Origin of the sequence: Pediococcus cellicola (assembly GCF_001438655.1) — a bacterium.
Classification (GTDB): domain Bacteria; phylum Bacillota; class Bacilli; order Lactobacillales; family Lactobacillaceae; genus Pediococcus; species Pediococcus cellicola.
Genome location: NZ_JQBR01000003.1, coordinates 100274 through 126954 on the forward strand (window position 1 = coordinate 100274; position 26681 = coordinate 126954).

Genomic DNA, 26681 nt, shown 5'->3' on the forward strand with positions numbered 1-26681 from the left:
TTTCTTTTTAGCGATTGATAATTTTATCATTATTTTTGTTACTTTTTACAATTACATACTATCACCGAATATAAGCTCTTACAATACAAAAAATAAAAATAACAAAAAATGTGATAGAATTATCTTAAAAATAAGAAGGAAAAGATGATTTCCAATGGACTTAAAAGAATTTCTAAAACCTAAAAACGATGTGTTTTCAAAAACCGATCAAAAAATATACAACGTGGTCTTACAATATCCAATTCACATTCAACTGCTTACCATTCAAAAAATTGCCTCAGATTCCGGCACTTCAGTCGCTTCAGTCCAAAGATACTGCAAAAAATTAGGCTATTCTGGTTTTAAAGAATTCAAATTTCAATTAAAAGAATTTTTGTTTCAACAACAGAGTTCCAATCGCCATCCATCAGACTATCTGAGTCGCTATCTTAAAGTGGTTAATGCGTTCAAAGCAATCGATAAAAATATCATTGCTACTTTGGCAAGCGACTTGTTAAATGCCAGACTTAACTACGCAGTGGGACTTTACTACTCAGCTCTTCCGGCCAAACAACTTTCAATGGGATTACGAGATTTAGGCAAACCAAGCCTTTATACCAACGATTACATTACCGCTTCACACTGGAATGACCTAATGAATAAAGCGGACACTTTCGTTTTCTTTTCAATCAGTGGCGATGAAGCAAATCTTAAGAATTATCTTGCCGAACCACTTCATAAATTAGACAAAACTTACCTAATCACCTTTAATGCCGACACACTCTTAAAAGCAGATTTTAACCATGTGATCGTTTTGCCAGGTAAATCATTTGTCTATAATACTTCTGTTGATCCTCAGTCCTTAGTGTCTTTATTTGTTGAAATGGTAATCGAATATACTGCACAACACCAAAAATAGGGGCTCACAACTTACGAGCATCCAAAAAGTGCCTCTCAAAATCGAGAGGCACCATTTTTTGATCCTTATTTATTTCAAACTATCTTTCGCAATTTTAGCTGTCGTTGTAGCATTTGTACCGCTAACTTGAGCAACAGTTTTCTTTTGTTGCCAACTAATACTGTTGACGGGTTTTTGTTGTGCACCATTATAAATAACCACATTTCCCCGCGTAACTTTCTTTGTGGTGACTTGGTTATTCTTTAAAGATTTTTGCACCTTATTAGCAACTGCCGTGGCCGTCTTGTTTGTTTGCTTAACAGAGGATGTGGTCAAATCCTCTGTATCTGCGACGGTCGTAATGTTCCAACCATTTTTTTGCCACTGCACATAAACATGCCCCATCACACCCTGACGGACAGCTTTAGTGCCATCTGACAAAGTTAATTTTGATCCATTATTTTCCGTCACTCTTTGATTCGTCTCAAACCCAGACTGAGCCTGGTTAGTTGTCGTATAACGTTGTTGCTTATAAGTGGCTGTTGTTGCCGCTGCTTGGCCGCTTGCATATGTAACCTTTCCGCTAGTCGCATTTCCTGTTACGGTTTTTGCCGACAAATTCGTCCCATCTACTTTTTCAGGCGCATTCAAGCCATTGCTAGCAGGTGTTGTTACCGCATGCACCGTTTGATTTGCATTCGTTGTCCCTCTAATTCCAAGTAATGTTAAGCCAAAAATTAAACTCAAACCGACAAGTATGATACGTTTTTGTTTTTTCATCATTTGAGCACTCCTTTACTGAACGGTAACGATATTTTTATTCACATAACCGATCCATTCATTGCCACTATACAGGGAATAATAAGTGTTCCCATTAGGATGATTATAATAATATTTAACCGTGTAAACATTCCCATAGTACGCATTTGTACTCCCATATTTTTGGGTAAATGAGAGATTCTTCCAAATTGTCTGATTCTTCAGGGTAACTTTAACAGTCTTTTTGGTGCCAATGGCTTGCCAAGTTGCTTTGGCATTCAAATAACCAAACCAAGTACTCCCCTTATATAACGAATAATATGCCTGTCCGTTTCCACGTGTATACGCATACTTAATGGTATAGGATTTATTTAGGTAGTTCTTCGTATAATGTTTCACCTTGGCCCAGAGGAAATTATTCCAAACATCATAGTTTGCCTTATGAATAATCGCGGTATGCTTATAACTATGCGCAGCCATAACTAACATGGCATTGGCATTCACGTAGCCTACCCATTTGCCGCTCTTGTTATACAAAGACAAGTAGGTGCTTCCATTTTTATGTTTATAAGCGTATTTCGCGTAATACGTTTTTCCAGCTTTGCCTGTTTTGCCATTTTTAGAAGTAAAGGCTAGATTTTTCCAAATATTGTAGCTAGACTTGTTAGCATTTTCGGTAACGTATTTACCATATTTACTAATGGTCCCGTAATTGCTGGCAGCGGTACTGTTGGACAAAAACCATGATGTTGCCTTTCCATACTTTAAACTGGCATCAACATACTGAGCAATTGGTGAGCTATACCAATCGTCACTAAATTGCCAAAGTACGTGTGAAATCCCCGTTGGTTCAATCGAAGTATAATCCGCTAACCAAAAGCCGTTGTAGTCTTTCATAGCCGAGGCCGCGTATGTTTGGGCGAAGCTATTGTATGAATAAAAAAGAACATTCTTACTTGTTAGACTGTTCATCTCGGTATACCAAGCTTTGGTAGCTGAGTTAGTAGTCCCACTGGTAACCGTTTGTTCCTCATAATCGTTCACATAAAAGCTTGCATTTGGTGCCCGATTATATAAATCTTTTGCTTCCTGTTTAGCGTCTGAGGTGCTTATGTACTGACTAAAAGAATATACCCCATATTTCAAACCATATTGGGCACACAGGGCAGCGTTATGTGCGAAATACTTATCCTTGTAATCACTCCCATACTGAACCCGCAAAATGATGAATGGTTCTACTTTCGCCAAATTCTTTACTTGTGTCGCCGTTAACTCACCTTGCCATTCTGATAGATCAGGCACTTGTGAATTAAGTGTCGCTGCTTGTGTAGGTTTCGTGATGAGTCCCATGAAAATGAACAAACTTGCAACTGCTACGATCAGCCTTAACTTAACCGCTTTTTTCTGGTACGGATGCCTATATACGCTTTTCACTCCTATAACTTCCTTTCTTGTCAAAAGCCACTCCCAAACTCCACACTTGGTTTTATCGGGCATGCAAGCATCCTTTTTTAGGCCCGTTTTCGTGTTCAAAAAGACTAAAAAATCCCCGTTTTATAACACAACGAGGATTTTATCTAATTTTTTGAGGTTTATGTTTTTCGGTGGCTGTGGAAACGTGATTATCCCCACGTATTTAAGAATAGCAAAACAACCTTAAATGAAGATTAAAGTAACCCAATTCATAACATAATTTAACATAAATACTATACAATTTATATAGTTTGGGTCAAAAAAACAAAAATATGAATTGACCACCAGTCTATAATACGAATGCCAATTCTAATAAAGAAAGGTGACACAAAATGTGGATTGTTCTTATCCCTGTCGCGCTTTATTACATATATAAATTTTTCAGATGGTTATTTCCCTATGTTATTGTGCTCTCATTATTTCTGTTTATTTGGGATTGCATAAAAATTTGGGTTTTAGTTGTCCTGCCACTGCTTATCGTTTTTGGTAGTATTTATTTCCTCATTAAAGCTAAAAGACGCTAAAAAAAGGGCTGGAAAAAACTCCAGCCTCTTTTAAACGCATACGTATTTTTATCATTAGCCTTCAAACTGATAGTCGTCATCAATAACTACAATTGGTTTGATGGTCTTCCCACTCACAGAATCCGCATTAGCTTGATTAATATCTTCAAATTTGTAGAACTTTTCAGTTTTATCGAAGTCAAACATGCCTTGACGGTAGAACTCAATCAAACGTGGCACATCAATTTGAGGAATGGAATCACCCATATTTACGCCAATAACCGATTTATCATCGACACATAAATCATTCCAAGTATCAACATCAATGTGATGTGGTGTAACGGCGATGCAAGCCGAGACACCACCTTGAGCAAGTGCCTTAATAGAAGATTCCATTACAGCTGCAACCCCTGTTGTATCAACGGCAAAGTTAACCCCATGACCGTTGGTAAGTTTCTTAATGGCAGCGACAGCATCTTCATTTTTACTATTAACGACTTGGGTAGCACCCAATTCCTTAGCTAACTGCAAACGTTCATCATTAATATCGACGGCAATCACCCGGGTGCATCCAGAGATTTTACCAGCCATCATGGCTGCTAGGCCAACAGCACCCGTTCCAAACACAGCGATAGTTTGTCCCGGACGAGGTTTCAAGGTATTCAACACCGTGCCGCTACCAGTCACATAGCCGCAGCCTAAAGGTCCTAACTTACGTAAATCAAGATCTTTTGGTACTTTTACGGCGTTACGTTCACGCACAACGGTATGTGTGGTAAATGACGATTGATCAAACATGTCACAAATTTTATGCCCATTTTCGGTAAAATGTGCACTACCATCAGGACGAACGCCAGAAAGATTATTAGCTGCATAATGTAAACACTGTGTCGGAACTCCCTTCAAGCAGTTTTCACAATTGCCACACGCGTAAAATGAAAGAACCACATGATCACCTGGCACAAAATTTTGCACATGTGAGCCAACTTTTTCAACAATGCCTGACCCTTCATGGCCTAAAATTACAGGATAACCAATTTCGGCATCCCCTTTACGGATGGCTTCATCTGAATGACAGATTCCTGTAGCTACCACTTTCACTTGAATATCATCCGGTTGCATTTCTGCCAATTCAATATCGTCTTTAATCTCAAAATCGGCACCTTTTGCATTCACAACAGCTGCTTTAACTTTCATCTAAAAACACCCTCCTAGTAACTATGTAATCGTTTTTACACCTTTGTTATAGCAGTTTGTGAAAAGAATTGCAAAACTCGATAAATCTCAGAAAACAATCGAAATCATAAAAAATAGGCTTCCACAACACTTAGCTGTAGAAAACCTAATTCTTATTATTTAAAATATTTTCGAATGACATCCCTTGATTCCCTTAGTTTAAGGGCATTCTCATCAAAGTTCATTGTCAAATAACTGTAGTAAAGTAAATCAACCACGTACAACTGCGCCATTAGGGAGGTAGTGGCCGCTGTTCGCAACTTTTCATTCTCTTCACTATCGTCATGTACAAGCACAATATCGCTCTTTTTTGCTAAGGGGCTCTTTTTATCATGTGTAATGGTAATGACAGGGACGGCATGCCCATGAGCAACTTCAGCCAACTTTTGACTTTCAACCGTTTCACCCGTGTTCGAAATAAGCACTAATACTGTTTTAGGTTGAACAATTCCGGTTGCAATCAAATGCGTATCCATTGTTTGGATAACTGGTTTTCCCACTCGAATGAATTTTTGCTGAAAATCTGCTGCTACAATACTAGAAGCTCCTAGTCCATACGCATATACATCGTCCGCATTTTCAATAAACTGAGCCGCCCTTTTGACATCTTTATCCTTTAACGTCACATTTGTTTGCTCAATTGTATGTCCAATTCTAAATTCCATCTTCTGCTTCACGACATTTAACGGATCTTTAGGGTCTACTTCTGTATACAAACTATCATCAACTTTAGTTTCTGCTGATAATTGGATTTTAACCCCTGGAAACCCCTCCGTGCTCAGAATTTTAGCCAGTCGCACCACTGTAGCCGCACTTACACCAGCTTTATTTGCTAGCGTGTCTGCATTCATCGTAATCACTTCTTGCGGATGGTCTAAAATAAATTGAGCCACTTTTTGTTCTGACTTTGAAAATGACGAAATTTGATTGTGAATAGAAAACAGAATACTTTTCATACAATTTCCCTACCTAACTAGTTGGCCGGAGTTGTTTTCATTATAATGGTTGACTCTTCAACACTAGTTAAATCTGCAAGTTTATCAACCGTGAATTCTTGACTATTTGTAATGATTGCCAACGTAACTGTATCATACCCAGCTTTGGCGACTTCTGTCCAGTCTACTTTTCCAACAATTTGACCACGTGTCACGGTATCACCAGGTTTAACGGACAAATCGAAGTACTTTCCCTTCAAATTTACAGTATCAATTCCCATATGCACTAAAACTTCTTCACCAGCATCACTTACATAACCAATCGCATGGCTTGTATCAGCCACAAACATTACTTTTCCAGTCACTGGTGCATAAACTGGCGAATTATTATTAGGTTTAACCGCAATACTCTTTCCCATCGTTTCTTTTGCCATAATAGGATCACTAACTTCATCCACTGGCATTTCTTGGCCTTTGACTGGCGCTGAAATAGTATCGTCTGTATGCGTAATTTGTTCTGGAACACTTTCAGCTGCATTTGAGGTTTCACTTACTGATGATGTGCTCGCTACTGCACTTTCAGGATTAATAGCATCCTTTGGTACACCAAAGAAATAAGTTGCAATAAAGCCACCAACATAAGCAGCCAATAAACCAAAGACATAACCTAACCAATGCCCATTATTAATCAATGGAATTAAGGCAACACCAGAAGGGCCAATCGCAATTGCACCAATGTGACCAAGTCCACCGATCACAGCACCGCCAATACCACCACCAATACATGCGGTAATAAATGGTCGACCAAGTGGTAATGTTACACCGTAAATCAATGGTTCACCGATACCGAGAATACCAACTGGTAAAGCACCTTTAATCATATTTGTAAGTTTATGATTGCGGTGACAACGAATCCAAAGCGCAATTGCGGCGCCGACTTGACCAGCACCCGCCATTGCCAAAATTGGTAGTAAGGGGGTCATACCCGTTTTATTGATCATTTCAATATGAATTGGCGTTAAGATCTGATGAAGTCCAAACATAACCATTGGCAGGAACAAGGCACCCAGTACAAAACCTGAAAAGGCACCGCCAACATTTAAGACCCATTCGATTGCACCAACTAATGAAGATGAAATAACACCTGCCACTGGCATAACCAGGAAGATGGTGAAAATTCCAATGATAAACAATGCAATTGTTGGTGTCACAATTATATCAATTGAATCTGGAATCCATTGATGAAGTTTCTTTTCTAATAGTGAAAGAACCCAAACGGCAAAAATAACACCAATAATACCACCTTGGCCAGCAGCTAATGCCTGACCATTAAAAATATTATGCAAAGGTGCTGTTGGTAATATTCCTGGTAACAATGTCGCAGCCCCAATAATACCACCTAATCCAGGCGTTGCGCCAAACTCATTAGCACTATTAATACCAACATAAACAGCTAAATAACTAAACATCCCGTTTTGGATGACTTTCATAATCATAATAAAGTCATTCCAGCTCTTACTGATGTCACCAGCAACCAAAAGGTTAGAAAGAACAGCCGCAACACCACCAATTAAGCCAGCACCAACAAAGGCTGGAATTAAAGGAATAAAAATGTTTGAAATAGATTTCAGAATTCTTTTAATTGGTGTTTGTTTTTGCTTTGCTTTTTGTTCTGCCTTAACTTTAGCAGCTCTAGCTTCAACCATTTCCTTGTCAGTTAAATGACTATTCTCACCAACATCATCAGGGAAAGGCTCACCCAATTTAACGCCAACTTTATCCACCATTGCTTGAGCCACTTTATTGACAGTCCCCGGGCCAACGACCACCTGAAGTGTTTCGTCATCAACAACTCCTAAAACACCATCAATATTTTTCAAACCCTCCATATTGACTTTATCCATATCAATAATCGTCATTCGGACCCGTGTCATACAATGAATTAGCTTTGCTACATTGCTTGGACCACCAACATTTTGATAAATCTCTTTAGCAATCCTTTGTATTTTTTCATCAGCCATCAGTTTGTACCTCCTTTAATTGTCTGACGGACAAAGCCATTAGCATTTTGTAAGCGTACCTTAGCTTCATCCTTACTTAAATTCGTTAAAATCATCACAATTGCTAGTTTCACATTTTGATCTGCTTCCAAAAATGCTTTCCCTGCAGCTTCATAGTCACATTCCGTAGCTTGCATGATAATTCTTTTAGATCGTTCTACTAATTTGGCATTGGTTGGCTTTACATCAACCATTAAATTTTTATAAACTTTCCCAATTCCAATCATCGACACCGTTGACAACATGTTCAGAACAAGTTTTTGTGCTGTCCCAGACTTCAAACGTGTAGAACCGGTCAATACTTCTGGTCCCACAGGCACTTCAATCGCTATTTGGGCGTGTTTACTAATTTCTGCATGATCATTACATGCTAAACTAATCGTATTGGCACCAACTGAAACTGCATAATCCAAACCACCAATTACATAGGGTGTTCGTCCGCTTGCAGCTATTCCTACAACTGTGTCTTTACTGGTCAAGTTTCGCTCAACCAAATCTTTTTTACCTAACTCATTCGAATCTTCAGCACCTTCAACAGCCACTGTCATAGCTTGCTGCCCACCAGCAATCAACCCCTGAACCATTTCGGGATCCGTTCCAAAGGTTGGCACGCATTCAGCGGCATCCAGCACGCCTAAACGTCCGCTCGTACCAGCACCCATGTATATTAAACGACCACCCTCACGAAAGCTGGAAACAATTCGCTTTACAGCTTCTGTAATCTCCGGAAGCGTTTTTTGTACACTTTTAGGAACGGTTTGATCCTCTGCGTTCATCAGTTCGAGAACTTTATCAGTTGGCAGTTCATCTAAATTCATGGTTTTATTGTTACGCGTTTCTGTAGTCAACTTACTTAAATCAATCATCTTTTTTCTCCTCATCAGAAATAAATTCAATTTCCGTATTCTCACCAATCAAACTTAATAATGCAATATCTTTTTGTAAAACATGACCAATAACATTCACTTTTTTATCTTTACCTAAATCAACCTTACAAATTTGAATTTCGCCTCGATATCTACCATAACTTAAATTATCGATTGTTATAGTGCCGCGTTTTCGCGGCTTCCCCTCATCCGGGACCACTGACAAATGCTGATTTTGTTTTCTGGATTCCACTAGCCGCACAACGTCGCGAGCCACCTCTGGTCGATTGTGCCAAACTCTTTCAAATAACTGTGGAAATTTAGTCTCAATATGCAGTTTGGCGCTATTTTCAAAATAGAATGATTTAAATTGCGCAATTACTGAATTCGAAAGCCGTGGATCACCGATGAAAGCTTTATCCACTGCAAAGCATTTCATTAATTCATTGGCAGCCACTAATGGATGCTCATTACGATGCTTCTCTAGACTAGGCAATCCTTGAAAAATTGGGCCTCGCAATTTTTTATCTCCTGGCACAAATGCCACAACTTTAAAATTATGTTGTTTTAACCAAGTATTTTTCTCTAAAAACCATGTTTCATCCAACCCCGTTTCTGGACGCGGATAATAATTATGCCAAGCTTCCATGTGTTTAAAATCTGCACCAAATTTAATTAATTGTTGCACATCTGTTGCACTAATTGTGCTTGCATTTAGTGCAAGACTTAACTGATGACTTAGTTCTGCAATTTGTTCATTTGTAAAACCATCATCCAATCGTAAAGCAGAGATTCCTTCTGAAACCAGGTCACGAGCACTACTGATCGTAACTCCTAAAGTTCTTAATGCCTGTTCATCAATATCTACCGTTAACTTTAAATTTTCTTCTAAACAAACGGTACCAAGTGATCTGAGTCGCTTTATATACTGAGTAGCATCTTCTTCAGGAATATGTACAGAACTAAACACTTCAGAAAACCCGTTCTTTTTCATCAATCTGATGTAATTCCTAGCTTCATTACCAATATCTTTATCTAAATAAATTGAAAAACCTAACATGGCACCGCTCCTTTTTGTTACCGTTTTCATTTCACGAACTTAGTATACAATTTATGAATATAAATTTCAACTTTTTATTTTATTTTTTCTATTTATTTGAAATTTAATTTCTTTTTTCTAAAAAAATAAATCACGTCATAAGCGTGATTTATTCATTAAATTTATCTTTTCTGTTCCACTTGTTTCACTCGAAAAGCTACAATTTCACGAATCAGTTTTACCGGTAAGGGCTGATTATAAGGGATCTGGATAGTTCCTTTAGAGGTTTGAAATCCTTTAAGCTGTGAAGCAAACGCCTCGATTGGATCAGGCGTGGGATAGAATCCTAAATGCTTTTGAGCGGTTGCAAAGTAGACTAACACCTGGCCATTTTGCTTAATTGCCGGCATGTTATAAGAAAGAACTTCAGTTGCATCCGGCGCAGCATCGGCCAGTAAGTCACGCATAACCTCGGCAACCTCTCTTTGCATTGTGGGTAAATCCGCTAAGTATGCTGTCACACTTGTATATTTTTTCATTGTTCACCTATTCCTTTTAACAAACGACTTGATCGCTACTCGCCTACATTATCTCTTATTTATCTTCCAATGACTACTAAAAAAGTCATCTGACAATTAGACACGCAAAATCTAACTGCTAGATGACTTTTTTGATATTAAGACACGTGACTTGTTCCATTCACGTAGTTCAGCTTAACGCCTTTTTGTACATTAAAAATGTAAACATTAAACCGAATCTTATTTGAACCAATGGACTGCGCTCGCATTTCTACCCCATTTGCCAATAAATCCCGGCCAGAATAAACTGGCTTCACTTCGTAGCGCACATAATGATGTGTACTTTGGCGGAGATACTTGGCCGTTTCATTTTCATACTTCGTCATTTGCGGATCATTTAACGACCGTGTCCCTGTAATCAAATTTTTCCAATTATTATTTTGACCAGTTAATTGATAGCCAATCAAATGACAACGATTATACAGCCAACCGGACTTCAACTTTTTATTATGCCAGCCTGTGGGATCCACATAAAGGGCCGTTCGCGCTTTCTTAGGCATCAAGCGTTTATTTAGCATCGCATTTGCATCGGTCGCCCGATTTTCACCATCTAAATTACTATACTTTTGCCAAGCACCTTTTTTAGTTGATAAAGTTGCTTTAGAAAATCCCGGGCGATTTTTATTGATCGTCACTGTTTGTGTACCATGATACTTAAGCGTGCTAAGCTTCGAGCTAGTCGCTGCCTTAGCCTGCTTCACGGCAACTTTTTTGACCACCTTATGCACGACTTTTTTCTTACGGACAACTTTTTTCTTCTTTGTAACCTTTTTCTTTTTATGGACCACTTTTCTCTTCTTTGCGACTTTTTTCTTATGAACCACACGTTTCTTATGTGTTTTTTCCGTAGCTGATAAGGTTAATCCGCGCCGTTTTGCTGTTGTCAGACTCACTCGGTAAACCTTTTTGGCACGGTTTAAGCCACGATCATGGCGCTTATAAAAGTAATGCTTTCCGGTCCTGGTAACATAAACATATGTAGTTGCTTGGGCTGTCTTAGTATTACTAGGTAACTGTTGCACATTAAACGCAAGCGTAAATGTGGCAATGACCAAAATAACTAATTTTGAAATTTTTTTCATCCTACTCCCCTACTTTCGCGATAAATAAAAAAATATTTGGGTATTTTTTGCGTATAAATAACCCTTTTTATATTACCGCTCTTTTTAAAAAGTGAAAATGCTAAAAATAATTCGTATATTGACCAATTAGTCATTGACTTGCCGGTCAATGGTGACTATACTCGGTGTATCAATTAAACGAACCAATTTTTTTGGTTCATCAGGAGGCTAACCTATGTCTGAAAAAGTAATTGCCATCAACCATTTACAAAAAAAGTTCGGAAAATTTTTGGCATTAAAAGACGTGACTTTTGAAGTGAAAAAAGGAGAAGTTTTTGGCTTTATTGGGCCAAACGGGGCAGGAAAGTCCACTACCATTCGAACACTTTTAGGTATTTTACGAGCATCTGGTGGAACAGCCACCATTTTCGGCAAAGACGTGTGGCAAGATGCTGTGCAAATTCATAAACGTTTAGCTTATGTTCCCGGTGATGTCTACCTATGGCCTAACTTAACCGGTGGTGAAATCATTGATTTATTCCTGAAACTGAACCACCAGCAGCATAATGCGCGAACGGACGAACTCATCAAACAGTTTGAACTGGATCCTTCAAAGAAAACCCGAACCTATTCTAAGGGTAACCGCCAAAAAGTAGCTTTAATTGCGGCATTTTCAACCGATGCCGACCTATATATTTTTGACGAACCTACTTCTGGACTTGATCCTTTGAACGAAGAAATTTTTCAAAAACAGGTTTTGGCTTTAAAGCAAGATGGCAAAAGTATCCTCTTATCTAGTCATATTTTGTCTGAAGTGGAGCACATGTGTGATCGCATTGGCATTATTCGAGAAGGACGGCTCATTGAAACCGGGACACTTAATGAAATGCGCCACCTCACCCGGACACTCATCACCGTACAAACTCAAAGCTCATTACCTGATTTACGCAACTATAATGGCATCCACGACTTTAAGTTAGCCAAGGACGTTATTAATAAAGCGAGTTTCAGTGTTGATTCCGATAAAATGGGGGCTGTTATGACCCTTCTCGCGCCACTAAGTATCACAGCGCTACAAAGCACGCCACCAACACTCGAAGATCTTTTCTTACGTTATTATCAAAATGATGAACACGGGGATGATCACCATGAAATCTAGTAACTATCAACAAAGTCTATTTCTAACACGATTTAATCTTAAACGAGATGGTTTGTTAATTCTTGTCTGGGTCCTTGTTTTGAGTTTGTTAATGAGTGCCGTGGCCTTTAAGTTCAATGATCTGTATGGCACGAAAGACGCCATTTCTAGTATTGTGCTAACACTCAAGACCCCAGCTATGGTTTCTCTTTTTGGTGCCTTTACTGCTAAAGCTCCTTACACCACTGCAGATATCTTTGCCAGTGAAATGATGGTCTTTATGGCCCTATTTATGGCAATCATGAATATTTATTTTGCCGTTCGCAACACACGCGGTGAAGAAAGCAATGGTACTGTCGAATTGATCGCGGCACATGCGGTCGGCAAACAAAGTCCTTTATTAGCTGCAACCATCGAATTATTTTTAATTAACCTCTTCATGGGTTGTCTTTTCTTTTTGGGAATTCAAATTTCTGGAATGACGGGAATGTCCACAATTGGTAATCTTCTCACTGGAAGTGGACTTGCTGCCTGTGGGTTCCTATTCGGAAGTAGCTCCCTATTTATGGCGCAAATCAGCGACAATCCTCGTGGTGCAACCATGCTTAGTTATTTATTTTTAGGTGTCACTTACCTAATACGAATGATCACAGACGTTAAAAACGCGGACTGGACCTATCTTTCCCCTTTTGGTTGGGTCGAAAAATTATCAATTTATGATCAAAATAACTGGCTTCCAGTGTTATTCATGCTAAGTCTGACGACGGTACTTCTTCTATTAACTTTTTATGCAAACCGGCATCGTGATGTGGGCGCAGGCTTACTTACCACGCGAGGCGGAAGAAAACGCGCCACCTTTCTACTAAGTGGTCCCTTTACTCTAGTCATGCGTCTCGATCGACTTAGCCTAATTGCTTGGATACTGGGCCTTTGTGTCATGGGAATTTCGTATGGTTCTATTTTTGGAACGGTTGGCGATATTCTCAAAGCTAATCCTATGATGGGCTCTCTTTTAGGGAAAAACGCGCTGAATGCTGCCAGTCATCTCATCGTACTCAAGTTTGCTGCCTTGCTACTCATTGTCTTTGCCGTCTTGGCAACCGTACCCAGCATGCAAACTTTACTACGCATCAATAATGACGAACGCAAAGGCTGGTTGGAGCAAATTCACGCCAAGGCAATTTCTCGCAACCATATTTTTATAAGTTATGTAGCTGTTGCTTTGATCATGGGCACATTTACCTTATTGGCTGCCATTTTTGGAATGTGGTTAGCTAATGCAGCCGTTATGAAGGATCCTTTAACACTAACCCGCTTGTTACGTGGCTTTTGGGGCTATTTGCCTGCCTTGTATGTTATCTTGGGAATTGGTGCACTACTCGTTGGGTGGCTGCCAAAATTGCAGGCAATCATCTGGCTTCTCCCTATTTACGGCTTGATTAGTCTATACTTTGGGAATCTCATGAATATTCCTAAATGGGCCCAACAAATCACCCCTTATGGTTGGATCAATCAAGTCCCGGTTAATAATGTCAACTGGACTAACTTTGGTCTTTTATTACTGCTAGCCCTAATCTTATTCATAGTAGGATTCATTGGATATCAAAAACGAGATCTACTCGAAAATTAGCGAAAGGATGCGTCCTTAATGACCGAAAAAGATACTAAGATACCAAAAGATCCGGAAAAAATCACACGCATCATGACCAACGCTTTAGATGAATTTGCCCACCACGGTTACCGAGGGACAAAAACAGCGAATATTGCCGACAAAGCGGCTGTCTCAAAAGGCATTATTTTCCGTTATTATGGTAATAAGGCTCATCTCTACCTAGCCACTGTGAAATATGCAACTGACCATATCATGGCGGTCGCTGATTACCGTGTTTGGCAAGATTCACAAGACTTAGGTGAAATGATCGCTAACGCCACTAAGTATAAAATTCAACTGCAATTAAAATACCCAGAAGAATTTAAAGTTTTGCTGGATGCTTACGCAGAGGTTGGGGATGCCCCCGCCCCTTTAAAACATGAAATTGCTCAATTTTACGCCCAACAAACTAGCGGTAACATTAAAGCGCTCATTGCTCCTGTTTTAGATCGTCTAGCCATTCGCGATGATGTCAGTCGAGAAAGTATTCAAAATTTGATGATGGGCATGATGACTCAAATTGGTGCGGAAACTAAAGCTTTTATGCAAAAACATCCACAGGCCAGTTTGACTGATTTCGATACCATCATCAAACACGCCAAACAATATGTAACCATTTTGGAACATGGTTTTTTAAAAAAATCTTGATGCTATACGCAAATCTTAGAAATAATTCTCTAGGATTTGCGTTTTTTATTTGGTAAATTTAAAAAATGAAATTGCTTTATTAATACTAAAAAAATAGTATAATAGCGGTGTGGAAAATTAATTTCATCCAATTTAGCGGCTTATCTCCTATTTTTTTGATAAAGCAACGCAAATACGCTTAGCCTTTGGCAGAATTAAGATGATTATTGTAAAATTAAATATTACAAATATATGAAAAATCAAAAATATATTGAATAGATGATTAAATTTGTGGTATTATTTTATCTGCGTCCCTTTTTAGAATTCTAACTATAAAAAAATAAGTAGCTTGGAGGAAACGGCATATGTTCTATTATGACTATGACCAACTTAACTTTGCACAACATAAATTAGATTCAAAAAAATCAAATTACTTACTTCGTTTTTCCTTTTTAGAATACAGTCTAATCTTTAACTTCGAAAAAAGAGAACCAGCACGTGCCAAACGTGAAGTGGCCTCTTTCTTTGAGCGCCACAGTGACCTCGTGGCAGAGGCAACTCACGAAGAATTGCACCGGAGCCTAATTAATATCGTGAGTGACTTTACCATGACTGGTTTATCCAATCATTTTAATGCCACCAACTTTGTACAATTACGTGAAGCTTATTTTGACTGGCTCACGCCGGAAAAACCGGAAAACACCGAAATTTTCCGCAAAATTTTAGAATTAATCTGCAAAGACTTTTTCAATTTACAAACACCAGAGGATGAAATCACCTCAACCGATACGGTACCTAAGCAGGTTTATCAAATTACATATTACGTCAATATGCACTTGTATGATAAAATGCAGCCAATTCGCATCGCCGAGTATTTAAACCTCTCGTATCAGTATGTCTCCCGCTTGTTCACTCACACAATGGGGATGTCTATTCAAAGTTATATTGATAAGCAACGAGTTGACGAATCCAAAAAGCTACTTTTGCATACCGATTTACCTTTAAGTGAAATCGCCCGTATGCTCAATTACTACGATTCCAGTAATTACATTAAGCATTTCAAAAAGTTCTCTGACACCACGCCTAAACAGTACCGTTTGCACAATCAACGCAAACGATCGCATTCCGATCAGGTTACTTTCTCTAAAGAAAGTCAAATTCTTTAAGTATTCAAAAACCATCCCACTAAATTCGCTGGAATTTAATGAGATGGTTTTTTATGTGCTTTTTATTTTACTTCTACCAATAATGAAGCCATTCATTTTAAAATGCGATCTAATACGCCTTCAATGAGATCTGTAAATAGCTGTTTGTAATCACCTGTGGGCAATTCCTCCTGATGATTATTTACCACAACCAGTGCTTCAAACAACTGCTGCACTCGAGCCATTGTCATTTCTGGACGCAATAAGTTGCGTGTTTGCCAGTGTTTAATTAGTTGAAAAACCGTATGATACATAAAATCATCCTGCATCGAAGAGTTATCCTTAATTAATTGTTTTAACTTAGGATTCGTATACCATGCCTGCAAAATAAGGCTTACATTCATTTGAGCCATTAGTTGGTGAATTACCTTGGGCAACAGGGTTCGTGGCTCTTCATCAAGGTCATTGTCATTAAGCACAGTTTGTTTAACGCGATCATTTTCAGCTGCATAAACTTGAATAAAAATCTCTTCTTTGGAGTTATAAAAACGATAGAAAGTACCGGTCGCGACCCCCGCATGCTGCGTTATTTTGACAATATTAGTTCCCTTAAATCCGTATTCCTTAAACATTTGCTGCGCCGAATTAAAGATTTTCTGTTGTTTGTCTTGCATATCAGTTGTCACTCCCCGTTATTTCTTATCTGAAAATTACTCACTTGCTGCCAGCGCATCCAACATCTCAATACGTTTCAACCGATAATGCGTCAAAATGCCAATGATTAAACTGAACAATCCAGTGATCAACGCCGACCAGAGGTAGCCAGGATAATGGATAGTCATTGGAAATAAAATACTACCGGTTTGGGCCTTAATCATAATAAATCGGTGTAAGAAAATTCCGATTCCCCAACCAACGACAATGCCAACGATAGTAAAAATGACGTTCTCACGGGCTACGTATGCTGTTACTTCGCGATCATAAAAGCCCAGAACTTTGATTGTGGCAAGTTCGCGCATTCGTTCAGAAATATTAATATTAGTTAGATTGTATAAGACCACCAAAGCTAAAGCACCGGACATCACAATCATAATTAAAACAACTGAACCCAGTCCGCCAGTACTTAAAGCACTAGCAGCATATCTTGGAAAACTCACGTTTAAAACACCCGTCTGTTTGAGCAACTGACGACTAAGTTCATCCCGTTGCGTTTTTTTGATCTGACGCGTTTTTATCAATCGCGAGGTGGCGCGATAAGTTTTGTGTGTTAGTTTTCGGTAGTATGTAGGCGTCGTATAAATCCAGTGGCCCGCATAATTTTTAATGACCCCAGAAACTTTGGCACGAACCCGTTTTCCATTAACTTGGAGTGAGACATAGCCCCCTTTTTTGGCATTCATATCAGTCGCTAATTTTTCTGATAAAATGACCCCGTCATTGGCTAGTTCTATTGATTGGCCATTTTTCAGGCTATTCAAACTCACAAACTGCTTAAAATGAGTCTTCGTCTTAGGAACCACCATCGTCACCGTATCATTGGCTGTTCCATGCGTTGGTCTTGCTGTCACTGATTTAATTAGCACTTCTTTTTGTGCAGAAATTTGGTCTGTGTGCACCTTTCGGTTTGCTTTATCGACCGTAACAATTGCTTGAAAATGCTGAACATCATCATATTGCGCAGGAACCAAATCATCGACAGAATTTTGAATGCCAAATCCGGTCAAAATTAGTCCCGTACAACCCGCAATTCCCACAATTGTCATCAACATGCGGCCTTTATATCGAAATAAGTTACGGTAACTGACCTTCTGATTAAAACTTAATCGTTTCCACAGTGGCGTGATTCTTTCCAATAGGATTCGTTTGCCGGCTTTGGGCGCACGTTCTCGCATTAAATTTGTTGGTACTTCACGTAAATTAATCATCAAGACGCTTAAGGCACTACCAAGTGTCGCAATTAAGCCGGCAATCATGGCTTCTATCAAATAAGACCATGGCATAACTCCCACAAATTGCGTTAAATTATTATTGGTTAAAAGGCTGAAAATAAATTGAGGCAGGGTCAGCATCCCGAGCACACTTCCCAATCCAGCTCCTAGAATACCAGCTAACAGTGTGTAGATAATATACTTCATCGCAATTTCATGTTTGGTATAACCTAGCGCTCGCATCAACCCAATTTCACGACGGTTCTTTTCCACCATGCGTGAAACTGTTGTAAAGGTAATCAAGATAGCAATAAATAAGAAGAAACCTGGAAAAATAATCGCAATGGCCGCAATGCTGTGCGACTCATCAAAATAATCTTGATAACCCGGATTGGCACTGCGCTCATTATAGAAATAGCTTGGTTTATCAATCGCTTTAATTTGCGTTTCTGCTTGTTTAATTTTGGTTTTAGCGGCCGTCAACTTCTGCTTAGCAGCCTTCGTTTTAGCTGTTTGATACCCATTTGGTACCTTATCCAACTGTTTTTCTTGCTGCACCACTTGCGCTTTTTGGCGATTTAACTTTGCTTGGGCCGTATTTTGTAACTGCTTTTGACGTTCCTGTGGTCGCTTGCTAAGTTGCTTTTTTAACTTATTTTTTTGAGAGTCTACATAATTATTATACTTATCTGTGCCGGCTGCATACTGATTGGGATTTTTAAATGCTACAGCAATACCCGCATAGACTTTTTGCTTAAAAACTTGGTTAGGGACATATGCAAAATAATTGACGGTTCCGTTACCCAAATTCGTGGTGCCACGATCGGTACTACTAATATACTGAGGGGAGTTAACAAAGCCAACCACCTTAAACGTGTGTCGCCTTAAATTATCGTTTTTTGGTAGACGATAGGTATCACCAATTTGATAACCATTTTCTTTAGCCTTATGGTCCAAAACCATTTCATTAGCTCGGCGTGGCAGTTTGCCACTCACTAATTTTAGTTGATCCAATGACGCTTGTTTTTGGTAACCATACACACTCACAATTTGGCTTCGACTTTTTTGCAAAGTCGTCATATGAAAGGGCATGGCGGTTTTTACTTGCTTAGTTTGCTTAATTGAAGTTAAGTCGCGGTTCGTTAATCCTATTGTGGCGCTTACTTTCACATCACTTAACTTTTGTTGTTTGAAGTAATGATTGGCAGATTGATTCAGATCAGGGCCAACACTACGAATTCCGACATAAAGCAAAGATCCTAGCAAAATAATGAGGACAATTGAGATAAACTTCCCCATCGACTGGCTAATTTCACGAATGGTAGCCTTAAAATATGTTCGATTCATTTTTACACCTACCATTCAATGTCTTCAACGGGAGTTGGTTGCTTGTTGATGTCAATTCCTTGAACCTTAGCGTCCTTTAAGTGGATCACTTTGTCTGCCATTGGCGCAATCATGGAGTTATGGGTCACAATGAGGACCGTTCGTTTTGTTTTTCGCGCTGTATCTTGTAAAAGCTTAAGGATCTGTTTACCCGTATGATAGTCCAAAGCACCAGTTGGCTCATCACAAAGCAAGAGCTTCGGATTTTTAGCAAGTGCGCGTGCAATGGCCACCCGCTGTTGTTCCCCACCAGATAATTGAGCCGGAAAATTAGCCATCCGTTGCGCCAGTCCCACATGTTTTAAGGTTTCTTCCACATCCAAGGCATCGTCTGTGACTTGGCTGGCCAATTCCACATTTTCTTTAGCTGTTAAATTAGGAATCAGATTGTAAAATTGGAAGACGAAGCCAACCATGGTACGTCGATATTCCGTCAATTGTCGTTCATTGTAAGTCGCAATATCTTGACCATCAATCAAAATATTGCCCGAGCTGGGGTGATCCATGCCACCCAACATATTTAAAACGGTCGATTTTCCTGCCCCTGATTCACCTAAAATAATCACCAGTTCACCTTCATCGATATCAAAACTGATCTTATCATTGGCGACAATCACGTTGTTTTCCATCACATACTGTTTCGTTTCATCTTTTAAAGTAATAAATGCCATTTTAATATCCGCTCCTTCAGCTATCGCGCTAATAATTGAATTATAGCATTTAAAATTCTTCAATCACGATAGTTAGGCAAAATAAAAACACCAGCTGAAAGAAGCGTATCGTCTCTTTTCGTATCATCTGATGTTTATTAAACTAATTAACTGAATGAAATTGTTGCTCGGTTTGCAAGGGATATTCGCTAGGTTCACTGGCGTTGAGTAGTTCTGGTATCAAAACCACCCGCGTAATTGTTTGGTCATCATAAGGTTGCATATAATAGGCACCTTCATCAAGATCCATGTAACCACGATACTGCGTGTAATCACAGCCACCTTCATTATCAGCCTTAACACCTTTAGGAATCTCCACACTATTTAAAATATGTGACAAAGCATTAATCGCACCACTAGTTGTGGCCGCTTTTTCTGTATTTTGCCGAATAAATGCGGCGCGTACAAAACGAGAAACAGAGGTGTAATCACCAGGCAACCCAAGTGCACCACTCCCTAAGCCGTATGCATCTGATTCAAATTCACCATACTTCTTAGAGCTATGAGAAGTTGCTTTTAATTGCACATAATTATTCAAATTCTTTAAGTGCCACTGAAAATCGGGGCTATTCGTCATAACTTTAACAGGATCATCCATTACTTTCATCCCGTTTTCGTCTTGCTCTAAGACCACACAAGCTCCTGTTTTGTCTGCCACAATCCAATGTAGTGGGACGATCATTTTAAATAATTCATTTGCGATTGCCACAATATTCACATGATTAATTTTAGCTTTCAAATCTGCTACACTAGCTACGTTTCCTAAAATCCAATTGATCACTTCATGGGGTGCCAAGTTTGTTTTCGTGGCTTCATTATGCTCAGCAAATTTTGCCAAGCCATCAAAATAAAGGGTTGCAGCTCCCACGCCCGCTTCATTGACACCATCAACCAGAATATACCCCTTTAGGTCACGGCCTGCACCAGCAAAACCTAATTTGGTATCAAATCCTGCTTCGGTGGCATCACTCTTAAAATGAAAATTTCTTGGTATGACAACAGGGCGACCGCCTAATTCAAATGAAAAATCCATTGTTCGCGCTAAAAACCAATTGCCCTCTGCGTTTTGATACATGACGCTTGTACACATGTGTCCTTCACATCCCATCTCTAATTTATGCTAACTTTTAGTACATAGAAACAGTATATTCTGATTAAAAATGCAATTCAAACAAAAAATTAAAATGCATCAAATTCAAAATAGGGATATAAAGATTATTTTTCTACGCAATTTCTTAAAAATGACGTTATTGCACAGCAGTTATGTTACACTACATGTATAAGGTGCCAAATCTTATCAGACAATTGTCTGACGCATGGTCAAACATGCCACACTATTATTAGTGTTAAACAGCCATCCCGACTACTTTGATGGCTGTTTTTTTGCTCCCAAATATAACATCTTTAATTTGTGAAAGAATCGGATAATTTGTTATAATTTGTACATTTACTACCCTAATATAGGAGTGGAATTTAATTCCATTAAAATTTATTAGTTAAGAGATGAATTACCTTGACACAACAGGCCTGGCTGATTTCCCCACTTTTTACGGGCGTTTTTGTCACCCTTGGCATTATTTTATTTTTTCAATTATTAGTGCGTTCTTTTGTTAATCATACTAACCAGGGCACGCAACCCCTTAATTACTTGGTGGGCCGCCTATCTCTTTTGAGTGTGGCTTACTTTTCTATCCTTGGCGTTTACTTTGAATTTGCAGCCGCCCAAACTAACCAAGACATCGCGTTCATAAATTTCCGCCTCTTGCTCTTGTCTTACGTGATCATTTTTTTAGGACAGCGCACGAGTCTAATTGTAATCCTTACGAGCATCATTGCCCGCTTACTACTTTTGGGGCCTAACGCTAGCACTTGGAACTTCATTTTATTAACCATTGTCATGTACCTTCTATTTTCCATAAATCTTCATTTGGTACGCAAATATCAAGCTAAACAATATTTATTAGTTGCTATTTTAGATGTCATTGTTCAAATCTTTTGGTTTGGCTTATACTTTATCCATTCAAAATCTTTGGGCATCATTTCTCTAAGGGATGCTTTTTACTACTGGGTGAGCTTTATGATCATGAATGCTTTCCTTTACTATGGCCTGATGTGGCTTAATAATGAAAATGATTATCTCACCACATTAGTGCATCAAGCGACCTTTGATCCCTTAACACATTTAGAAAATTACTCAGTTTTCAAAAAAGACTTCACAACTCAATTTGAAGCTTTCCATCATGACAACCAATCGTTGGCGATGATCACGTTAGATATTGACTACTTTAAACGTGTCAACGATCAATACGGACATTTAGCTGGTAATAAGGTCTTAGCAGCCATGGGAGCCATCTTGTCTGAGGCGGTTGCCAAGATTCCAAATGCACATGCCTATCGGGTTGGTGGAGAAGAATTCAACATTTTACTGCCCAACACTGATTTAGAAGAAGCACATGAATTTAGTCGTCAATTACAGGCACAGATTCGCCAGACGACTTTTTCAATTGCAGATTCAAAGGCAATTCATATTACCATCTCAATGGGTGTCACAACCTTACGAGAAAGTGATGTCACACAAAATCTTTTATACGAACGCGCTGATCAAATGCTGTATCATTCTAAAGGCGAGGGACGTGATCGGATTACCGTTTCACAAGAAGAGCCGCACGCCTCACTTTCTTCACAGCCTGAACGAGAGTAATCATGTTTATTCAATTTTTCTGAAAAACAACTTTAATTTTTTCATTTCAAGTGCTAAACTATAACTATAAACAAAGCAAATTAAATAAAAAAAGCTCAGTCAATGTTTCGACATTGCACACGACCCATACTTGAGAAAGTCAAGTACGGGTCTTTTTTATTTAGGATTGGGGATGTAAGTGATGATTAGATTTTGGGGACAACCACGTTTTTCGCGCAAGCCGCTAGCACCAGTAGGTTACGAACTTTTTATTCGTGAGGGATCTGCTAATAATTGGAAAGTTCCAAATGATTTTAGTAAATTCACAGCTGATCAAATTTGTGAATTATTGATGCAAACAACACCAAGATTACCGAAAAATATCCAAAACATCTCAATTAATTTAGATATCGATCAATTTATTGATCCTAAATTTTGCCAAACTTTATTTTCAGTCAAAAACAAACTTGCTGGTATTCATTTAGCCATTGAATTGACTGAGCATGCGACCGTCCAAGGCACCACTGAAGATCAACTCATTGAAGCAGCTCGCCGTTACAACAGTGCTAATTTGTATTTGATCCTCGATGATGTGGGGTCTGGTGATAATCAGCTAAAGCGCGTTCAGCTTTTAGATCCTTATGTCCATGAATACAAATTTGCCGTTCAGAATTTCCGTCCTGGTGTGACCCTTAATAAGATTATGCCTAAACTAACTTTCTGGCATGAACTAGCTAAAAAGAACCACAAACTGTTTACCATTGAAGGGGTTGAGTCCAAAGAGGACCTCCTCATTCTTTCGCACTACCAAGTTGATATGCTGCAAGGCTATGTTTTAGGCCGGCCAGTCTATCTGCCAACTCAAAACGATCCTTTAGGCAGCATTGCTGCTTGTTCTAATTAAAACGTCATTTTTAACTCAGTAAAAACCGCCTGCTAGAAGTCAATTTCTGGCATGGCGATTTTTTGTTTTCAAAACCTTTCTTGCGGATGCGTTATTGGGCAGCAATTTCTCTGCTATAATAAAAATGAAAAGGTATTCTATATTAACTATTACAGGTATAAGGATTTTACAGCCTGGTTTTTAAAGCGACACCTTAATTATTTAGCTAAGAGATGAGACACATTGACACAACATGTATGGTTACTATCCCCTTTGTTTACAGGTATTTTTGTGACATTAGGGGTCGTCGTTTTCTTTCAAATTTTAGCGCGAATGCTAATCTCCCACTCAGGAAGTTTTGCGCGTCCACTAAATTATCTTTCTGGTAGATTAGCGACATTTAGCGTTATTTATTTTTCTGTTTTGGCCATCTATTTTGAAATCGTTGTGGCTCGTTATACCCATGATCTAAACTTCGTTGATTTTCGTTTATTACTACTCTTTTATGTGACCATTTATCTCAATAAACGGAGTAGTGTGACAATCATTCTAGTGAGTTCTCTAATGCGGATTTATTTATGGGGATTTAGTTCTGGTACCCTCTTATTTTTCCTATTTACGTGGGGGCTTTACACGCTCATCCTTGGACTAACCAGTATTTCAAGAAAACTCGAATTACGCCGTATCTATTTAATTGGCCTATTAGATGTCTTTGTTGGTGGCATGTGGCTGTTATTCGCTGAACTAAAATTACCTTATTTTGGAACAATTTCCACATCAAAGGCCCTGTACAATTGGTTTAGCTTCGTAGTCATGAATGCCGTCCTTGAATTTGGAATTACACATTTAAACGCTGAAGATAATTACCTCACCTTACTAAGTCAGAAGGCTACTACAGATCCTTTAACTAAGTTAAGTAACTATTTAGCTTTTAAAGAAGAATTTGCCTCTCAGTACGCCAAGTTTTACAACTTAAAGACTCCTCTGACAATGGTGGCCATTGATATTGATTACTTTAAACGTGTCAATGATGATTATGGTCATCTCGCTGGCAATGTTATTTTAAAAGCCATAGCCAAAATTATTCTTACAGAGACGGCAAAAGTTCCCGAAGCCAAAGCTTATCGTGTCGGCGGTGAAGAATTTAACATTTTGCTACCTAATATGGATTTAAAGCAGGCCGGAATTTTCAGTCACCGCATCCAAGATCGCGTACGCTACCGCATCTTTACCGTAAACGACGAAGACCTCCGAATTACCCTATCTATGGGAGTCGCACAATTGCAAACAAGTGACATTTCAGCCAACCTCTTTTATGAGCGTGCTGATCAGATGCTCTACCACTCTAAAGGCCAAGGAAGAAATCAGATTTCACTTGAACCACAACAAGACAAAAACAGTTAGTTTGTCACACTCAAACGGGCTGTTTTTTTGTGAATTAGCCTAATTAAGTATGAATTTAGAAGCATTTGTCTGTAAAACATACAAAATTCTATTGTGTTTTATGCTAGATGTGCTAGAATGATGTCGATATAAAACGCTTACCGAATAATAACATGTATCTTAATTATAGAAATCATTCTGGTATTAAATGAATGGGGGCACCTATCATGATAAGGTTTTGGGGACAATCTAAATTTAGCGTAGAGCCACTTAGTCCAATCAGTTATGAGTTCTTTTTACGTGAAAAAGATGGTGACAGTTGGGTTCTACCACAGAATTTCAGTCAATTTCCACCCAGTCAAATAGCCGATTTACTTTTAAAAACAGTCCCAGCTATTCAAAAGAATTTTAAAGAAATCTCTATTAATCTGGATCCCGAACAATTTATTGATCAGGGATTTTGTCAAGCTCTGCATGCCATCAAGGCCCAGTTGCAGCCCATTATCTTATCCGTTGAACTAACCGAGCATCCTGCCACCCCCATGATTTCTAATCAGCAAATTTTAGCAGCTGCCAAGAATTTTTATCACGCAGGAATCCACCTAATCGTTGACGATGTCGGCTTTGGTGATAACCAAATTGAGCGTGTGCGCATGCTCAATCCATGCGTACACGAATACAAATTCGCCATACAAAATTTTCGGAGTATGCACAATATGGATCAGGTCATACCCGCCCTTAATTTCTGGAATCATGAAGCCAACATACATCATAAGCTGTTTACAGTCGAAGGTATTGAAAATCGTGATGATCTCAAAATGCTAATCAACTATCACGTCGACATGCTACAAGGTTTTGGTTTAGGTCATCCAGTCTACCTGCCTACAATTAGTGAACGGCACGCAAATTCAGTTTTACCATTTAAAATTTAAAATAACAAAAAAACGATTAGGAGAATCATTCTCCCAATCGTTTTTATTTTTAAAAATACGCGGTATAAAACAGGTAACCTGCTAAACCGAATGCCGCAAAAGAAATGATAATTCTCAGGGGCTTCACAGGTACATGGCGAACAAGCACGGGACCTAAATAGCCACCCACAAACATGCCAATCCCCAATGGTAATACCATCCACCAATACACTTTGGTTGTAAAGGCATAGATAACTAGAGATAAAATGTTCGTCATAAAAGCCGCAAAATTCTTAATCGCATTAATTTCGCCAAATGTATTATTCAAAGTCACGATTAATATGGCTAACAAGATCATGCCAGCCGATGCCCCAAAATAGCCGATATACACACCTACTAAAAAGATTGCGATGTTCTTTAAAATCGTGGTTCTTAATTGATGTGGATTGACCTTTTTTTGTGGCGGTGTTTTTCTGAACTGTGACCAAATCATCAACAAACCGGCTCCCAAAACAAGGAAAGGCACCACCCGCTCAAATGTTGTTGCCGGCGCAAACGCCAATAAAACGCTCCCCAAAACACCTCCAATTAAAGCGTAAAAGGTGACCTTCCACTTAGTTTTTCGAACATGACTTAATTCCCGCAACGAAGAAATGCTGGATCCCGCCCCGGTAAATATAAGCGCTGCTGTGTTAGTCACATTGGCACTAACGGGAGGTAGTCCTAATAGTAGTAAGACCGGATACGAAATTAAGGAAGCTAACCCAGCGATCGAGGATACAAAACCCGCTGACAGACCGGCTGCTAATAAAATAATGGAAGTAAGCCACAATGACACAATGATCAACTTCT

The 26681-nt window shown here is 38.9% G+C and carries 23 protein-coding genes; 9 read left to right on the top strand and 14 right to left on the bottom strand.

Annotated features, from left to right (window positions below; genetic code table 11):
• Positions 1 to 154: 154 nt before the first annotated feature.
• Entirely contained in the window at positions 155 to 898 is a 744-nt protein-coding gene (locus IV80_RS03670) for a MurR/RpiR family transcriptional regulator (RefSeq protein ID WP_057749666.1), read from the top strand.
• A 69-nt stretch (positions 899 to 967) separates the two neighbouring features.
• Here the strand turns inward: IV80_RS03670 and IV80_RS03675 are convergent, their stop codons facing one another.
• From IV80_RS03675 to IV80_RS03715, 9 genes are all read right to left on the bottom strand, one after another.
• Entirely contained in the window at positions 968 to 1660 is a 693-nt protein-coding gene (locus IV80_RS03675) for a hypothetical protein (protein ID WP_057749670.1), read from the bottom strand.
• 12 nt (positions 1661 to 1672) lie between these two features.
• On the bottom strand, positions 1673 to 3070 hold the full coding sequence (locus tag IV80_RS03680) for a GH25 family lysozyme (protein ID WP_057749673.1): 1398 nt from the start codon (positions 3068 to 3070) through the stop codon (positions 1673 to 1675).
• A gap of 617 nt (positions 3071 to 3687) precedes the next feature.
• Positions 3688 to 4809, bottom strand: a complete 1122-nt coding sequence (locus tag IV80_RS03685) for an NAD(P)-dependent alcohol dehydrogenase (RefSeq protein WP_057749677.1) — start codon at positions 4807 to 4809, stop codon at positions 3688 to 3690.
• A gap of 155 nt (positions 4810 to 4964) precedes the next feature.
• Positions 4965 to 5804: a MurR/RpiR family transcriptional regulator gene (locus IV80_RS03690; protein ID WP_057749680.1), complete on the bottom strand. Its 840-nt coding sequence runs from the start codon at positions 5802 to 5804 to the stop codon at positions 4965 to 4967.
• Between the two features lie 17 nt (positions 5805 to 5821).
• The gene (locus IV80_RS03695) at positions 5822 to 7804 is read right to left on the bottom strand and encodes a glucose PTS transporter subunit IIA (protein WP_083490504.1); all 1983 of its coding nucleotides are present in this window, start codon (positions 7802 to 7804) and stop codon (positions 5822 to 5824) included.
• Positions 7804 to 8709: an N-acetylmuramic acid 6-phosphate etherase gene (gene murQ, locus IV80_RS03700; protein ID WP_057749682.1), complete on the bottom strand. Its 906-nt coding sequence runs from the start codon at positions 8707 to 8709 to the stop codon at positions 7804 to 7806. The genes IV80_RS03695 and murQ overlap by 1 nt, the downstream gene beginning before the upstream one ends.
• Entirely contained in the window at positions 8702 to 9769 is a 1068-nt protein-coding gene (locus IV80_RS03705; RefSeq protein ID WP_057749685.1) for a MupG family TIM beta-alpha barrel fold protein, read from the bottom strand. Before IV80_RS03705 ends, murQ begins: the two co-directional genes overlap by 8 nt.
• Before the next feature lie 161 nt (positions 9770 to 9930).
• Entirely contained in the window at positions 9931 to 10287 is a 357-nt protein-coding gene (locus IV80_RS03710) for an iron chaperone (RefSeq protein ID WP_083490506.1), read from the bottom strand.
• A 137-nt stretch (positions 10288 to 10424) separates the two neighbouring features.
• Positions 10425 to 11408, bottom strand: a complete 984-nt coding sequence (locus tag IV80_RS03715; RefSeq protein ID WP_057749688.1) for a DNA/RNA non-specific endonuclease — start codon at positions 11406 to 11408, stop codon at positions 10425 to 10427.
• A gap of 214 nt (positions 11409 to 11622) precedes the next feature.
• On the opposite strand from IV80_RS03715, the gene IV80_RS03720 reads away from it, so the two are divergent.
• The 4 genes from IV80_RS03720 to IV80_RS03735 all read left to right on the top strand — a co-directional run bounded on the left by IV80_RS03720 (position 11623) and on the right by IV80_RS03735 (position 15969).
• Positions 11623 to 12546 (top strand): ABC transporter ATP-binding protein, encoded by a 924-nt coding sequence (locus IV80_RS03720; RefSeq protein ID WP_057749691.1) that lies wholly within the window; start codon positions 11623 to 11625, stop codon positions 12544 to 12546.
• Positions 12536 to 14155, top strand: coding sequence for an ABC transporter permease (locus IV80_RS03725; protein WP_057749694.1), 1620 nt, complete (start codon positions 12536 to 12538; stop codon positions 14153 to 14155). Before IV80_RS03720 ends, IV80_RS03725 begins: the two co-directional genes overlap by 11 nt.
• An 18-nt stretch (positions 14156 to 14173) precedes the next feature.
• Complete coding sequence (locus tag IV80_RS03730; RefSeq protein ID WP_057749697.1) at positions 14174 to 14824, top strand: TetR/AcrR family transcriptional regulator; 651 nt, start codon at positions 14174 to 14176, stop codon at positions 14822 to 14824.
• A 344-nt stretch (positions 14825 to 15168) separates the two neighbouring features.
• Positions 15169 to 15969 (top strand): helix-turn-helix transcriptional regulator, encoded by an 801-nt coding sequence (locus tag IV80_RS03735; RefSeq protein ID WP_057749702.1) that lies wholly within the window; start codon positions 15169 to 15171, stop codon positions 15967 to 15969.
• 92 nt (positions 15970 to 16061) lie between these two features.
• On the opposite strand, the gene IV80_RS03740 is transcribed toward IV80_RS03735, so the two are convergent.
• The 4 genes from IV80_RS03740 to IV80_RS03755 form a co-directional block, all read right to left on the bottom strand.
• On the bottom strand, positions 16062 to 16622 hold the full coding sequence (locus tag IV80_RS03740; protein WP_057749705.1) for a TetR/AcrR family transcriptional regulator: 561 nt from the start codon (positions 16620 to 16622) through the stop codon (positions 16062 to 16064).
• A 36-nt stretch (positions 16623 to 16658) separates the two neighbouring features.
• Positions 16659 to 19223, bottom strand: a complete 2565-nt coding sequence (locus IV80_RS03745; RefSeq protein ID WP_057750067.1) for an FtsX-like permease family protein — start codon at positions 19221 to 19223, stop codon at positions 16659 to 16661.
• 8 nt (positions 19224 to 19231) lie between these two features.
• Positions 19232 to 19933, bottom strand: a complete 702-nt coding sequence (locus IV80_RS03750; RefSeq protein ID WP_057749708.1) for an ABC transporter ATP-binding protein — start codon at positions 19931 to 19933, stop codon at positions 19232 to 19234.
• A 142-nt stretch (positions 19934 to 20075) separates the two neighbouring features.
• Positions 20076 to 21062, bottom strand: a complete 987-nt coding sequence (locus IV80_RS03755) for a choloylglycine hydrolase family protein (RefSeq protein ID WP_057749710.1) — start codon at positions 21060 to 21062, stop codon at positions 20076 to 20078.
• A 423-nt stretch (positions 21063 to 21485) separates the two neighbouring features.
• On the opposite strand from IV80_RS03755, the gene IV80_RS03760 reads away from it, so the two are divergent.
• From IV80_RS03760 to IV80_RS03775, 4 genes are all read left to right on the top strand, one after another.
• Positions 21486 to 22673 carry a GGDEF domain-containing protein gene (locus IV80_RS03760; protein ID WP_057749713.1) on the top strand — a complete coding sequence of 396 codons (1188 nt, stop codon included), beginning with the start codon at positions 21486 to 21488 and terminating at the stop codon, positions 22671 to 22673.
• A 181-nt stretch (positions 22674 to 22854) separates the two neighbouring features.
• Positions 22855 to 23556 (top strand): EAL domain-containing protein, encoded by a 702-nt coding sequence (locus IV80_RS03765; RefSeq protein ID WP_057749715.1) that lies wholly within the window; start codon positions 22855 to 22857, stop codon positions 23554 to 23556.
• Between the two features lie 222 nt (positions 23557 to 23778).
• Positions 23779 to 24939, top strand: coding sequence for a GGDEF domain-containing protein (locus IV80_RS03770; protein ID WP_057749718.1), 1161 nt, complete (start codon positions 23779 to 23781; stop codon positions 24937 to 24939).
• Positions 24940 to 25145: 206 nt separating this feature from the next.
• Positions 25146 to 25850, top strand: coding sequence for an EAL domain-containing protein (locus IV80_RS03775; RefSeq protein WP_057749721.1), 705 nt, complete (start codon positions 25146 to 25148; stop codon positions 25848 to 25850).
• A gap of 49 nt (positions 25851 to 25899) precedes the next feature.
• Here IV80_RS03775 and IV80_RS03780 read toward each other — a convergent pair whose 3' ends face one another.
• The gene (locus tag IV80_RS03780; protein ID WP_057749726.1) at positions 25900 to 26667 is read right to left on the bottom strand and encodes a sulfite exporter TauE/SafE family protein; all 768 of its coding nucleotides are present in this window, start codon (positions 26665 to 26667) and stop codon (positions 25900 to 25902) included.
• Positions 26668 to 26681: the final 14 nt, after the last annotated feature.

Bases quoted from the DNA above. Each gene is read 5' to 3' on its own strand.
- IV80_RS03670 (WP_057749666.1), top strand. From the start codon at position 155: ATGGACTTAAAAGAATTTCTAAAACCTAAAAACGATGTGTTTTCAAAA.
- IV80_RS03675 (WP_057749670.1), bottom strand. From the start codon at position 1,660: ATGATGAAAAAACAAAAACGTATCATACTTGTCGGTTTGAGTTTAATT.
- IV80_RS03685 (WP_057749677.1), bottom strand. From the start codon at position 4,809: ATGAAAGTTAAAGCAGCTGTTGTGAATGCAAAAGGTGCCGATTTTGAG.
- IV80_RS03690 (WP_057749680.1), bottom strand. From the start codon at position 5,804: ATGAAAAGTATTCTGTTTTCTATTCACAATCAAATTTCGTCATTTTCA.
- IV80_RS03695 (WP_083490504.1), bottom strand. From the start codon at position 7,804: ATGGCTGATGAAAAAATACAAAGGATTGCTAAAGAGATTTATCAAAAT.
- murQ (WP_057749682.1), bottom strand. From the start codon at position 8,709: ATGATTGATTTAAGTAAGTTGACTACAGAAACGCGTAACAATAAAACC.
- IV80_RS03705 (WP_057749685.1), bottom strand. From the start codon at position 9,769: ATGTTAGGTTTTTCAATTTATTTAGATAAAGATATTGGTAATGAAGCT.
- IV80_RS03710 (WP_083490506.1), bottom strand. From the start codon at position 10,287: ATGAAAAAATATACAAGTGTGACAGCATACTTAGCGGATTTACCCACA.
- IV80_RS03715 (WP_057749688.1), bottom strand. From the start codon at position 11,408: ATGAAAAAAATTTCAAAATTAGTTATTTTGGTCATTGCCACATTTACG.
- IV80_RS03720 (WP_057749691.1), top strand. From the start codon at position 11,623: ATGTCTGAAAAAGTAATTGCCATCAACCATTTACAAAAAAAGTTCGGA.
- IV80_RS03725 (WP_057749694.1), top strand. From the start codon at position 12,536: ATGAAATCTAGTAACTATCAACAAAGTCTATTTCTAACACGATTTAAT.
- IV80_RS03730 (WP_057749697.1), top strand. From the start codon at position 14,174: ATGACCGAAAAAGATACTAAGATACCAAAAGATCCGGAAAAAATCACA.
- IV80_RS03735 (WP_057749702.1), top strand. From the start codon at position 15,169: ATGTTCTATTATGACTATGACCAACTTAACTTTGCACAACATAAATTA.
- IV80_RS03740 (WP_057749705.1), bottom strand. From the start codon at position 16,622: ATGCAAGACAAACAACAGAAAATCTTTAATTCGGCGCAGCAAATGTTT.
- IV80_RS03745 (WP_057750067.1), bottom strand. From the start codon at position 19,223: ATGAATCGAACATATTTTAAGGCTACCATTCGTGAAATTAGCCAGTCG.
- IV80_RS03750 (WP_057749708.1), bottom strand. From the start codon at position 19,933: ATGGCATTTATTACTTTAAAAGATGAAACGAAACAGTATGTGATGGAA.
- IV80_RS03755 (WP_057749710.1), bottom strand. From the start codon at position 21,062: ATGTGTACAAGCGTCATGTATCAAAACGCAGAGGGCAATTGGTTTTTA.
- IV80_RS03765 (WP_057749715.1), top strand. From the start codon at position 22,855: ATGATTAGATTTTGGGGACAACCACGTTTTTCGCGCAAGCCGCTAGCA.
- IV80_RS03775 (WP_057749721.1), top strand. From the start codon at position 25,146: ATGATAAGGTTTTGGGGACAATCTAAATTTAGCGTAGAGCCACTTAGT.